The sequence below is a fragment of the Arenimonas terrae genome (genome assembly GCF_006265115.1).
Lineage (GTDB): Bacteria > Pseudomonadota > Gammaproteobacteria > Xanthomonadales > Xanthomonadaceae > Arenimonas > Arenimonas terrae.
Genome location: NZ_SMDR01000001.1, coordinates 546,452 through 559,164 on the forward strand (window position 1 = coordinate 546,452; position 12,713 = coordinate 559,164).

10 protein-coding genes and 1 pseudogene are annotated in these 12,713 nt (G+C 66.9%); 1 reads left to right on the forward strand and 10 read right to left on the reverse strand.

Features of this window, described 5'->3' with window-relative positions; translation table 11 throughout:
- Positions 1-8: 8 nt before the first annotated feature.
- From E1B00_RS02540 to orn, 3 genes are read right to left on the reverse strand one after another with little or no spacing between them, the layout of a single operon-like run.
- The gene (locus tag E1B00_RS02540; RefSeq protein WP_220396224.1) at positions 9-1,577 is read right to left on the reverse strand and encodes an SIR2 family protein; all 1,569 of its coding nucleotides are present in this window, start codon (positions 1,575-1,577) and stop codon (positions 9-11) included.
- Between the two features lie 24 nt (positions 1,578-1,601).
- The gene (locus E1B00_RS02545; RefSeq protein WP_139445295.1) at positions 1,602-4,541 is read right to left on the reverse strand and encodes a ligand-binding sensor domain-containing diguanylate cyclase; all 2,940 of its coding nucleotides are present in this window, start codon (positions 4,539-4,541) and stop codon (positions 1,602-1,604) included.
- A 19-nt stretch (positions 4,542-4,560) separates the two neighbouring features.
- Positions 4,561-5,115 carry an oligoribonuclease gene (orn, locus tag E1B00_RS02550; RefSeq protein WP_139445297.1) on the reverse strand — a complete coding sequence of 185 codons (555 nt, stop codon included), beginning with the start codon at positions 5,113-5,115 and terminating at the stop codon, positions 4,561-4,563.
- Positions 5,116-5,179: 64 nt separating this feature from the next.
- On the opposite strand from orn, the gene E1B00_RS02555 reads away from it, so the two are divergent.
- Positions 5,180-5,641, forward strand: a complete 462-nt coding sequence (locus tag E1B00_RS02555) for a DUF2721 domain-containing protein (protein WP_176693095.1) — start codon at positions 5,180-5,182, stop codon at positions 5,639-5,641.
- Here E1B00_RS02555 and tadA read toward each other — a convergent pair whose 3' ends face one another.
- From tadA to dctP, 7 genes and pseudogenes are all read right to left on the reverse strand, one after another.
- Positions 5,642-6,184: a tRNA adenosine(34) deaminase TadA gene (gene tadA / locus E1B00_RS15735; protein WP_425456466.1), complete on the reverse strand. Its 543-nt coding sequence runs from the start codon at positions 6,182-6,184 to the stop codon at positions 5,642-5,644.
- A gap of 54 nt (positions 6,185-6,238) precedes the next feature.
- Positions 6,239-6,748 (reverse strand): annotated as a pseudogene (locus E1B00_RS15740) (2'-5' RNA ligase family protein); the annotation flags it as partial.
- Between the two features lie 8 nt (positions 6,749-6,756).
- Positions 6,757-8,325 (reverse strand): glutamine-hydrolyzing GMP synthase, encoded by a 1,569-nt coding sequence (guaA, locus tag E1B00_RS02565; protein ID WP_139445303.1) that lies wholly within the window; start codon positions 8,323-8,325, stop codon positions 6,757-6,759.
- Between the two features lie 54 nt (positions 8,326-8,379).
- Complete coding sequence (gene guaB / locus E1B00_RS02570) at positions 8,380-9,837, reverse strand: IMP dehydrogenase (RefSeq protein WP_139445305.1); 1,458 nt, start codon at positions 9,835-9,837, stop codon at positions 8,380-8,382.
- 91 nt (positions 9,838-9,928) lie between these two features.
- Positions 9,929-11,209: a TRAP transporter large permease gene (locus E1B00_RS02575; protein ID WP_139445307.1), complete on the reverse strand. Its 1,281-nt coding sequence runs from the start codon at positions 11,207-11,209 to the stop codon at positions 9,929-9,931.
- Positions 11,206-11,700, reverse strand: a complete 495-nt coding sequence (locus E1B00_RS02580; protein WP_139445309.1) for a TRAP transporter small permease — start codon at positions 11,698-11,700, stop codon at positions 11,206-11,208. Before E1B00_RS02580 ends, E1B00_RS02575 begins: the two co-directional genes overlap by 4 nt.
- Positions 11,700-12,689, reverse strand: a complete 990-nt coding sequence (dctP, locus tag E1B00_RS02585) for a TRAP transporter substrate-binding protein DctP (protein WP_139445311.1) — start codon at positions 12,687-12,689, stop codon at positions 11,700-11,702. Before dctP ends, E1B00_RS02580 begins: the two co-directional genes overlap by 1 nt.
- Between the last annotated feature and the right edge of the window lie 24 nt (positions 12,690-12,713).

Below are 12,713 nucleotides of genomic sequence, written 5' to 3' on the forward strand. Positions count from 1 at the left end.
CTCGATCTTTACCAGCCCCACTTCAATTTGTCATAGAGCGTCGCGAGCTTCCTGAAATTGCTCGCGTACGGGCCTTTGGAGTACAGCTTCTCCTCGTTATCCTTGAGAAACCCTCGAAGAAGCTCAAGATCAACTTTCTCTTTTGTCATGCACGGGATGAATCCCGAGGCATTCTCAACTGTGGCGACTTGAAGGAGATCCTTCATAGACAGATGTCTGTGCTTGAAGAAAACCTGCTGGTATGCCTTGACGCGAAAGTCCCTGTAGTCACGACTAACCCATTTCCCTAGGTCTAGCCCGGACTTCTTGTAGTCTTCTTCATTACGTATGCCAGCCTCATGAAGGTACTTGAAGACGGGGATATTTCGGCTGTTCTTTCCAGCTCGCTTGATGACGTGCTTAAGAATCTGGTCTGGCCTAAAGTTCCCTTCTTCGTGCAGGACGTCGCGGAAGAGGTCGTTCGCTTCAATTGCTGCATAGCCGACGTCACCGACCCCGTCGTGGTGATCATCCGGTCCAGACTTATGGTTTGTTTGATTGGCGACGCCTACTCCAACTAAAAATTCAACATCCTCATGGTTGTCGATTTCATCGTAGTCGACGACGCAAAGCTTGCTTTCAGGCTCAGAAGATGCGACGAGGGCGTAAAGCTGCTCTTTGCAGTACCGAAGGACACGAGCTGGAATCTTTCTCTTAACTTCACTGAGCGCCTCAAAAAGTGGGCGCAAATCGTCAGTACTCACCAGTACCAGCGGAATCTGAACTCCGTCGATCGTCAAGTATGTGTCGGACACTCCCTCAGGGGCGTCTGCCCGCGGGCGTTGGACGAATATCAGGTTTCGTCGAAGTTGTTCAACTTGTTCTCGCCCAATGCATAGCGCGATTGCTCGAAGCAAAGATGCGATGTTTTCATCTGCCAGGGAGTATCCGATAAAAATTATCGGGTGCTCGACAAATATCGTAATCAGCTTTGCGGCGAGGTAGGCGTTCCTATCATTAAATTCCCGATAGTCATCTGCGGTCAGAACCAAGGACGATGGTCTGGTTGAGCAGCCATGGATCTTGTAGATCTCGCCAATTTGTTGAGGATTTGAGAACAGAAGTTCCTTCTGACCAATAAATACCTTGTAACCGGTAAATATCTGCTCCAGTAACTGATCCCAGTTGGTCGTAATGACTCCATCAACATTTAGACCAGCGAGCATCTCAAATTCTTGGTAATACTTCGACTTCTTTGCTTTCGCTTGATCCAAGGTTAAGAGGTAGCGCGAAATTTCTATTCGCAACGCTGAAGTGCTGTCCTTGATTCGCGCTTTTTCTTTTTCCACCGAATCTTTGTAGTCAGGGCTTGACCACCAATGCTCGTTGAAATCTTTTGCAAGGAGGCCGGCCGCTACAGGAAAACTCCCATCTGCAGCAGCCAAGTAGTACTCGAATGGTTTTCCGCCAACGCAGAATCGTGAAAGGAGGCCATGCCAGTCCTCGAGCTCAACATAACGCCTCGAAAAGCCAGATCCAACGAATAGAAACGGACCTGCCTGACGGCTGTTTAAGAGCTTGACAAGATCGTCCTTCATCAAAGGATCCATCCTTATCTTCTGTTAGCCGGAGACTCGATTTCGTCCGTTGTTCTTGGCTTCGTACAGGCGCTGGTCGGCGCGAGACACCAGCCGCTCGTGGTGCGACAGGCCGGTGCGTTCGGCCAGGCCGATGCTGGCGGTGATGTTGAGGCCCGGCGCGAAGTCGCTGCAGTCGATCGCCTCGATCGCCTTGCGCAGGCGTTCGGCCTGCGCCATCGCCTCGGCCATGCCGGCCAACGGGAACAGCAGCGCGAACTCCTCGCCGCCCCAGCGCGCCACGCGCTCGTCGCCGCGCCAGCGGCCGACGTTCTCGCGGCCCATCTCGGCCTGCATGACCTTGGCGACCCGGCGCAGCGCCTCGTCGCCGACGTCGTGCGAGAAGCCGTCGTTGATGCGCTTGAAGTGGTCGATGTCGAGTAGGCCGAAGCACAGCGCCTGGTCGTTGAGCACGGCGTCCTGGTAGGCGGCCGCCAGGGTCTCGTCCATGCTGCGGCGGTTCGGCAGGCCGGTCAGCGCGTCGGTGCGCGAGAGCTGTTCGAAGATCTCGCTCTGTTTGCGGATGGTCTCGTTCTTCTGTTCGAGCTCGGTGTTCTTCTCGCTCAGCGCCCGCGTACGGTCCTCCACCACGCGGCTGAGCTGGGCTTCGCGCGATTTGAGCTGGCTGACCCGGGCCCGGTACAGGCCGTACAGGAACAATGCCAGCGTCGCGCCGGCCACCGGCAGGAACCAGGCGCGCTGGTACAGGCGCGGCTGGATCTCGAAGTTGACCGAAGCAGTTTCCGGGCTCCAGCCGCTGCCGCGCTGGGCGGCGCTGACCTGGAAGCGATAGCGGCCCGGCGGGAGGTTCGTGTACTGGGCGTTGCGGCGCTGGTTGCGCTCGACCCAGCCGTTGTCGAAACCTTCGAGGCGGTAGCGGTAGCGGATCTGCTCGGGCGTGCGGTAGCTCAGGCTGACGTAGTCGAGCTCGAGCTTGCGCGTGCCCGGCGGCAGCACCAGGTTGCCGTTGGCGCTGGCGTTGCGGTCGTCCACGCGCAGGCCTTCGATCACCACCGGTGGCGGCGCCAGCTGGTAACGCGGCAGCTGGTCGGGCTGGACCACGGACACGCCCTTGGCGGTGGCGACCCAGATGCTGCCGTCCGCAGCGCGCAGCGCGGCGGGACCGGCGCCGCCGTTGCACTGGGCGCTGCCCATGCCGTCGGGTTCGGCGAACTGCTGGTAGTCCAGGCGCGGCTGGCGGCCGTCGGCCACGGCCTCCATCTCGTCGCGGCGCACGTAGACCACGCCGGCGTTGGAGCTGAGCCAGAAGTTGCCGTAGCTGTCGACCACGACCTGGAAGATGGTGTCCACCGGCAGGCCGTGCACCGAACCGACGATGCGCAGCTCCTCGCCGCGCAGGCGCACCACGCCGCGGTCGGTGGCGAACCAGACGGTGCCGTCCTCGTCCTCGTGCATGCCGAAGACGTCCTGCGCCTGTTCGAGCGCGCTCAGGTCGTAGGGCGTGGCCTTGCCGTTGGTGATGCGGGCGGCGCCATTGGTGGTGCCGACCCAGAGGTCGCCGCGCCGGGTCTCGAACAGGCTCAGGATGAAATTGCGTGGCAGGCCGTGTTCCTCGCGCAGCACGTCGGTCTGGCCGTCCTTGCGCCGCATCAAGCCGCGCGAGGTGCCTACCCACAGCGTGCCGTCGCGGCCGGCAACCACGGCCCGCACCTGGTTCGAGGGCAGCCCACTCTCGCTGTTCAGGCGTTCGCGCACCGCCCCGCCCTGCCAGCGCGCCAGGCCGGTGGAATAGGTGCCGACCCAGACGCTGTCGCCGTCTTCGGCCAGGCTGAGGATGGCGTCTCCGGACAGGGCTTCGGTCTGCTCGACCTTTTCGTCCTGCCAGCGGTCCAGGCCGCGGCTGGTGCCGATCCAGATGCTGCCGTCCTTGCCCTGCAGCAGGGCCCGCACATAGTCGTCGGACAGGCCGTGGTGGCTGTCGAGCGTGATGAAGGGCGTGTCGGCGAAGCGCAGCAGGCCGGCATTGGTGCCGACCCAGACGCTGCCCTCGCGGTCGGCGAAGAGCGAGGCCACGCGGTTGTTGGGCAGGCCGGCGGCGGCGTCGAAGGACTCCAGGCCGCGTTCGCCCAGGCGCAGCAGGCCGCGGTTGACGGTGCCGATCCACAGGCTGCCCTGGGCGTCGATCTGCAGGCTGGGGATGGCCTCGGCCGGGAAGTCCGGCGTCACCAGGTTGAAGCGCCCACTCTTGCCGACGTAGACGCCCTTCTCGGTGCCGACGTAGAGGTCGCCGTCATCAGCCAGGGCCAGGCTGAAGGCCGAGCCGGTGGGCAGGCCGGCGTCCACCGAGAACGCCTGCACGCGGTCGCCCTCGATGCGCGCCACGCCGTCGCCGGTCGCGACCCATACGGCGCCCGCGCCGTCTTCCAGCAGCGCGAAGGTGTCGTCGGAGGGCAGGCCCTGTTCGGTGCGGAAATGGGTCGCCTGGCCGTTGTCCAGGCGTGTCACGCCGCGGCTTTCGGTGGCCACCCAGAGCCGGCCGGCGTGGTCTTCGAGCGCCGCGGCCAGTTCGTCCTGGCCCAGGCCCTCGGCGATGCCGTAAGTGGTCCATTCCTCGCCGCGCAGCACACTGACGCCGCCGCGCGACGTCGCCACCACCAGCGCGCCGCTGTGGCCCACGCGCACCGAGCGGATGCCGTTGTCGCGGATCTGCGGCACGTTCTGCCGGCCGAAGCTGCGGAACTCCTGGCCGTTGTAGCGCACCACGCCTTCCCAGGTCGCGAACCAGAGGTAGCCTTCGGGCGTCTGGGCGATGCCGTTGACCTGGTTGTGCGGCAGGCCGTCGCGCGTGGTCCAGACCTCGCGCGAATAGGTGGCCAGCGACTTTTCCTCCAGCGCCGCCGCAGGCATGGGCAGCGCGGCCGCCAGCGTCACGAGGGCGAGGATCAGGCGGAGCGTCAGATTCATGCCGAGGACTCGTTGGGGCTCAGAGGCCGCCCAGTTTTCCCATGTGCTGGCGATAGTGCGCCAGCTCCTTGACCGACTCGCGGATGTCCGACAACGCGGTGTGTGCACCCACCTTGGCCACGCCCTCGAGCACGGACGGCGACCAGCGCCGGGCCAGTTCCTTGAGCGTGGAGACGTCGAGGTTGCGGTAGTGGAAATAGCGCTCCAGCCGCGGCATGTGCCGCACCAGGAAACGCCGGTCCTGGCAGATCGAATTGCCGCAGATCGGCGACTTGCCGGCCGGCACCCAGTGGCTGAGGAACTCCACGGTCAGCGCCTCGGCCTGGGCCATGCTCACCTGGCTGTCGAGCACGCGCTGCCACAGGCCGGAGCGGCTGTGGGTGCCGCGGTTCCATTCGTCCATCGCATGCAGGCGCTCGACGGGATGGTGGATGGCGAGTTCGGGGCCCTCGGCCAGCACATTGAGCTGGCTGTCGGTGACCAGGGTCGCGATCTCCAGCACCGAGTCGGTGTCCGGATCCAGGCCGGTCATCTCCAGGTCGATCCAGATCAGGTTCTGCTCGTTGGCGGGCATGCGCGGCTGGCGGCGGTGGGGATGGCCGCATCATACTTCAGCGTCGCCCCCGCCGAGGCCCGCCGTGAACCCGCAGGAAGCCCTGGACCACTACCGCATCCTCACCTCGATGCTGGCCCCCGCCCTGCTGATGGCGGCCACCGGCTCCCTGCTGGTGTCGGCCAATGCGCGGCTGGCGCGGGTCGTGGACCGGCTTCGGGCCATCATCAACCAGCTCGAGACCGGCGACGCCGAGAGCCGCGCCGAGATCGAGGCGCAGATCGTCAGCCACCGCCGCCGCGCCCATCTGGTGCTGCGCGCCTGCCTGATGCTCTACCTGGGCCTGGCGGCCTTCGTCGGCACCAGTCTGGCGCTGGCGGTGGATGCCCTGGCCGGCTTCCGCCTGCCCTACCTGCCGACCGGCCTGGCCGTGGTCGGCGTGCTGGGCCTGCTGGGCGCCAGCCTGTACCTGGGCCGCGAGGTCAGCCTGTCGGTGCGCAGCTTCGACCGCGAGCTGGACCAGGAGCTGGCGCGCCGCCGGCGCTGATCAGCGGGCTGCGTCGCGCTTGCGGCGGAACCAGTCGCTGAGCAGCCGGCCGGCCTCGTCGGCCATCAGGCCGCCCTTCACGACGACGCGGTGGTTGTGGCGATGGTCGTCGGCCAGATCGGCGCCACCGTAGTCGCCCAGCACGCCGAACAGGCTCCCGGCGGCGCCGGTCTTCGGCGAGGCCGCAGCGAACACCAGCCTGGACACGCGTGCGTGGACCAGCGCCGAAGCGCACATGGGGCATGGCTCCAGGCTGACGTACATCGTGCATCCGGTCAGGCGCTTGTTTCCCAGTGCCTTGCCGGCCGCAGCGACGGCCAGCAGTTCGGCGTGGGCGCTAGGATCGTGGCGGTCGCCTGCCAGATTGCTGGTTTCCGCCAGCAAGGCGCCATCCGGACCAACGACCACGGCGCCAACGGGCACCTCGTCCAGTTCCTCTCCGGCCTGTGCGGCCAGCGCAAGCGCGCGCTGCATCCAACGGCCATCGGTATCGGTGAACTCGGCGGGATCGGCGGCTTCCGGAGGCCCGACGGAGACGCCCAGGGACCAGCGTGCCAAGGGGGTGTGGCGCGTATGGCCAAGCAGGCTGTGTACCAGCACGACCTCGCCTACCGTCCATCGGAATGGCGCTACGGCTTCACCGGCGATGCTCTTTCGGTCCCGCAGCAGCGTCACATGGGGCTTGAAGCGCGGGTCCGGCTTGATGGAATAGCGCACCAGCGCCCTCTGGAGCTGCCGCTGGAAGGCTTCGATCGGGGCCGTTCCCTTGCCTTCTCCGACCAGCACCAGTGGCTTGTGCTCACCACCGCGGAAACTCAGGACCCGGTCGAGCGTGACGTCGAACGTCGGCGTCGCGACCAGCGACGACACGGCACGGCTCGCGGCGTCGACGACGTTCTGTGGAATGGTCCGGAAATCGCCCAGGTGGTGCAGCGTGATGTGCAGGCGGTCCCACGTTTGCGGCCGGCCATTGAGTCCATGGCGTCGCTGCAGGTCGTGCGCGAGCGCCTCCATCTCCCGGGCGGTCGCCTCGTCGGGCAGCACCGCCAGGAACAGCCGGTCTGTCGCCGGGCCCTCGTCAGGCGTCTGGCCGAACAGGTCCGACATGCCGCCCCTCACTCCCACTCGATGGTCGCGGGCGGCTTGCCGCTGATGTCATAAACCACGCGAGAAACGCCGCGCAACTCATTGATAATTCGGCGGGAACAGTCGTCGAGAAGGTCATAGGGCAGGTGCGCCCAGTGCGCCGTCATGAAGTCGACGGTCTCGACCGCACGCAGGGCGATCACCCACTCGTAGGCGCGGGCATCACCGACCACGCCCACCGACTTCACCGGCAGGAACACCGCGAACGCCTGCGAGGTCTTGTCGTACCAGCCGCTCTTGCGCAGTTCGTCGATGAAGATGGCGTCGGCCCTGGCCAGCAGCTCGGCGTACTCGCGCCTGACCTCGCCCAGGATGCGCACGCCCAGGCCCGGGCCCGGGAAGGGATGCCGGTAGACCATGCCGTGCGGCAGGCCGAGCTCGACGCCGATGCGGCGGACTTCGTCCTTGAACAGCTCGCGCAGCGGCTCCACCAGGCCCAGCTTCATGTGCTCGGGCAGGCCGCCGACGTTGTGGTGGCTCTTGATGACGTGGGCCTTGCCGGTCTTGCTGCCGGCCGACTCGATCACGTCGGGGTAGATCGTGCCCTGCGCCAGCCACTTCACGTTGCGCAGCTTGGCCGACTCCTCCTCGAAGATCTCGACGAACAGGCGGCCGATGATCTTGCGCTTGGCCTCGGGGTCGGCCACGCCCTCGAGCGCGGCGAAATAGCGGTCGGCGGCGTTCACGCGGATGACCTTGACGCCCATGTGCTCCGCGAACATCGCCATCACCTGGTCGCCTTCCTGCCAGCGCAGCAGGCCGGTGTCGACGAACACGCAGGTCAGGCGCTCGCCGATGGCCTTGTGCAGCAGGGCCGCGACCACCGAGGAATCCACGCCGCCCGACAGGCCCAGCAGCACCTCGTCCTCGCCGACCTGGGCGCGCACGCGGGCGATCTGGTCGTCGATGATGTTGGCCGCGGTCCACAGCGTGCTGCAGCCGCAGATGTCCACCGCGAAGCGGCGCAGCATCTGCTCGCCCGAGGTGGTGTGGGTCACTTCGGGGTGGAACTGCACGCCGTACCAGCGCCGGCGCTCGTCGGCCATGGCGATGATGTCGACCGACTCGGTGCGGGCGACGATGTCGAAGCCTTCCGGGATGTCGGTGACGCGGTCGCCGTGGCTCATCCACACGTCCAGGCGCGGCGGGCTGCCGGCGTGGTCCTTGAGGCCATCGAGCAGGGCGCATTCGGCCGTGACTTCCACCTCGGCGTAGCCGAACTCGCGGTGGTGGCCGCCCTCGACATTGCCGCCAAGCTGCATCGCCATCGTCTGCATGCCGTAGCAGATGCCCAGGATCGGCACGCCGGCGTCGAACACCTGCTGCGGCGCCCGCGGCGAACCGGCTTCGGTGGTCGACTCCGGCCCACCCGACAGGATGATGCCCTTGGCGCCATACGCGGCGATTTCCGCCGGGTCGTGGTCCCAGGCCCAGATCTCGCAGTAGACGCCGAACTCGCGGATGCGGCGGGCGATCAGCTGCGTGTACTGCGCGCCGAAGTCGAGGATCAGGATCTTGTCGCTGTGGATGTCGGTCATGGTGTTCCGGTTCGCCATGTGAAGAGGGAGGCGCGTGGCCTCCCTCGGTTTGCTTCAGCCTGCCCGATAGTTCGGCGGCTCTTTCGTGATCTGCACGTCGTGCACATGCGCCTCGCGGGTGCCGGCATTGGTGACGCGCACGAACTTGGGCCGCGTCCGCATCTCCTCGATGGTCGAGCAGCCGACGTAACCCATGGAGGCGCGCACGCCGCCGGCCAGCTGGTGCACGATGTTGCGCAGCAGGCCGCGGTACGGCACGCGGCCCTCGATGCCTTCCGGCACCAGCTTGTCGGCATCCGAGGCGTCCTGGAAATAGCGGTCCTTGCTGCCCTGCTCCATCGCGCCCAGCGAGCCCATGCCGCGGTAGCTCTTGTAGCTGCGGCCCTGGAACAGTTCGACCTCGCCCGGGGCCTCTTCGGTGCCGGCGAACAGGCCGCCGATCATGATCGTGCTGGCGCCGGCGACCAGCGCCTTGGCGATGTCGCCCGAGTAGCGGATGCCGCCGTCGGCGATCAGCGGGATGCGGCCCTTCAGCGCCTCGGCCACCATGCCCACCGCGGTGATCTGCGGCACGCCGACGCCGGCAACGATGCGGGTGGTGCAGATCGAACCGGGGCCGACGCCGACCTTCACCGCGTCCGCGCCCGCGTCCATCAGGGCCAGGGCGGCTTCGCCGGTGACGATGTTGCCGCCGATCACCTGCAGGTTCGGGAAGTGCTTCTTCACCCAGGCGACGCGGTCGATCACGCCCTGGCTGTGGCCGTGGGCGGTGTCCACCACCACCACGTCCACGCCGGCCGCGGCCAGGGCCGCGATGCGCGCCTCGGTGTCGCCGCCGACGCCGACCGCGGCGCCGACCAGCAGCTGCTCGTCGGCGTCCTTGGCGGCGTTGGGGTTGTCGCGCGCCTTCTGGATGTCCTTGACGGTGATCAGGCCGCGGAGCGCGAAGCCGTCGTCCACGACCAGCACCTTCTCGATGCGGTGCTTGTGCATCAGCTGCAGCACTTCGTCGTCGCTGGCGCCTTCGCGCACGGTGACCAGCTTGTCCTTGCGGGTCATGATGTTGCGGACCGGGTCGTCGAGCTTCTTCTCGAAGCGCATGTCGCGGCTGGTCACCAGGCCGACGAGCTGGCCACCGTCCACCACCGGCACGCCGGAGATGTTGCGGGCGCGGGTGAGCTTGATCACCTCGCCGATGGTGGTGTCGGGGCTGACCGTGAAGGGCTCGCGGATGACGCCGGCCTCGAAGTTCTTCACCTGCGCCACGTGCGCGGCCTGCTGTGCCACCGACATGTTCTTGTGCAGGATGCCGATGCCGCCGAGCTGGGCCATGGCGATGGCCAGGCGCGCTTCGGTGACGGTGTCCATGGCGGCGGACACGATCGGAAGGTTCAGCGTGATGCCGCGCGTGAGCTGGGTGCTCAGGCTGACGTCCTTGGGCAGGACGATGGAGTGGGCGGGAACGAGGGAGACGTCGTCGAACGTCAGCGCTTCGGCCTGGATACGCAGCATGGAGCGGCTCCGGGTGTAGGAAGCGCGACATTATAGCCGTCTAAGGGGGGCCGATGTCGCCGCGGACGCAACGCTGTGGCGGCCGGGCCGGCTACAGCAGGGCCAGGGACAGCCCGGGCCACCAGGTGATGATCGCCACCGCCAGCCCGACCAGCAGGAAGAACGGGATGCAGGCCTTGGCCAGGGTCAGGATGCCGGTCTTGAACCGGTAGGCGGCGATGAACAGGTCCATGCCCACCGGCGGCGTGAAGTAACCGATCTGCAGGTTGGCCAGCATCACGATGCCGAAATGCACCGGATGGATGCCGTAGCCCACGGCCACCGGCAGCAGCAGCGGCGTCAGGATGACGATCGCCGAGAAGATGTCCATCAGCATGCCGGCAAACAGCAGCAGCGCGTTGAGCATCAGCAGGAAAGCCCAGGCCGAATGCACGTGTTCGCGGGTGTATTCGAACAGGCGGTTGGGCACCTCCTGGTCCACCAGCCAGTTCGACATCGCTGTCGCGGCGCCCAGGATGACCAGCACCGCGCCCACCATGCGGCCCGATTCAGCGATCACCGCAGGCAGCTTAGACCACTTTATTTCTTTTTTAATCAATACACTTACGACAAGAACATAAAGTGCTGTGATAGCTGCCGATTCGCCGGCCGTGAACAGGCCGGAATAGATTCCGCCCAGCACGAAGACCGGCAGCGGAAGCTCCCAACCCGCCTCGCGCAGGGCCGCGCCGACCTCGCGCAGGTCGGGGCGGGTCTGCGGCCGCGGCAGGCCCCGCCCGACCCACACGGCATGCACGGACAGCAGACCCACCATCATCAGGCCCGGCAGGATGCCGGCCAGGAACAGCGCCTCCATCGTCACCGCCGGGTCGGTGCCGAGCTGGCCGGCGACGAAGCCGTAAAGGATCAGCGGCAGCGACGGCGCGAACAGCAGGCCCAGGCTGCCCGAGGACGTGACCAGGCCCAGGCTGTAGCTGCGCGGGTAACCCGCCTCGCGCAGCGCCGGGTACAGCAGCGCGCCGATCGCCACGATGGTCATGCCCGACGCGCCGGTGAAGGCGGTGAAGAAGGCGCAGGCGACCAGCGCGACGATCGCCAGGCCGCCGGGCAGCCACCCCAGCAGCGCGTTCGACAGCCGCACCAGCCGCCGCGGCGCACCGCTCTCGCCGAGCAGGTAGCCGGCCAGGGTGAAGAACGGAATGGCGATCAGTCCCGGCAGATCGGCCAGGCGATAGAACTCGACCGCGACCGCGATCAGGTCGTAACCCGCGAGCTGGAAGCCCAGCAGGGCCACGGCCAGGATCACCGCGAACAGCGGCATGCCCAGCGCCGCCAGCGCCAGCACCGCCAGCAGGCCCAGCGTCAGGCTCATGCCATGCCCTCGCCTGTCTCGGCATCGGCGGGCGGGGCTACCAGACTGGCCAGCACGAAACGCAGGGCCATCAGTCCGAAGCCCACCGGGATCACCAGCATCGGCACCCAGCTGGGCACGCCGGCGACGAAGGGCACCGGCGCCTCGCGTTCAAGCGCGATCATGCCGGCCCCGAACCAGGCCATCGCCCCACAGATTCCCGCGGCCGCCAGCTGCGATACCGACCAGGCCGCGCGTCGCGCGCCCCCGCGCAGCAGCCGCGGCAGCGCGTCGATGGCGATGTGCTTGTGGCTGCGGGTGGCGCCCAGCGCGCCGAGCATGGCCAGCCACAGCACCCCGGTGCGGCTCACCGGTTCGGCCCAGTCCAGGCCGCCGTCGAACAGCAGGCGCAGCAGGATCTGGGCCACCGCCAGCAGCAGCAGCGCGACCAGCAGGCCCGCCAGCAGCGCGTCCTCGGCGCGGTGCAGCCGCTGCAGCCAGCGTTCGAGCATCAGGGCGTCTTGCCGTTCGCCAATGCCTGGCGCACCGCCGCGAGCATGCCGGGCGAGATCGCCTTCTCGGCCTCGAGCTGCGCGGTGACCTGGGTGCCCAGCGCGCGCCAGCGGGCGGCTTCGGCGGCGTCGAGCGTGGTGACCACCAGGCCCTGCTTCTTCATCGCCGCCAGCGCTGCTACGTCGTCGCGGCGGACGTTGGCATCCATGCGCCGGGCGGCGTCGGCGAAGGCCTTGGCCAGGACGGCCTGGTCGGCCGGCGACAGCCGCTTCCAGGCCTTGTCGTCCACCACCAGGTACCCGACCACGAAGGTCAGGGGCAGGTCGACCATGGCCTTGAGCTTGCCGTGCCACTGCAGCGCGATCGCGCCGCTGGGCGTGTTGGCGACGGTGTCGACCATGCCGGTCTGCAGGCTGGTGAACACGTCGCCCAGCGGCAGCGGGATCGGGCTGACGCCGCCGAGTTTGAAGGTGCGGATGGCGATGGTGTCGTTCTGCGGCACCCAGAGCTTGATGCCGGTCATGTCGGCCTGGCTGCGCAGCGGTTTGTTGCCCATCAGGTAGGCAAAACCGACGCCGGACACGCCCAGCATGCGCAGGCCGCGCTCTTCGAAGCCCTTGGCCAGCAGCGGATCCACCTCGCGCCGCACCTGGTCGACCTGCGCCCAGTCCTCGAACAGGAACGGCAGGCTGTAGACCGGCGCGTCCGGATAGACCAGGGACAGCTCGCTCGCCGTCAGCACGCCGCCCTGCAGCTGGCCCAGGCGCATCTTGCGCAGCACGACGGCGTCGTTGCCCATCACGCCGCCGGGATAGAACTTCACGTCGACCCGGCCGGCGGTGCCCTGTTTCACTTCGGCGGAAGCGGCGCGCAGTTCGCGCATCCAGGCCGAACCGTCCGGCGCCAGGGTGGCGATCTTCAGGGTCTGCGCGGCGGCCGGCGTGGCCAGCGCAAGGCAGAGCAGCAGCATCGAAAGCCAGCGGTTCATCGCGTGTTCCTTCACGGGAGCAGC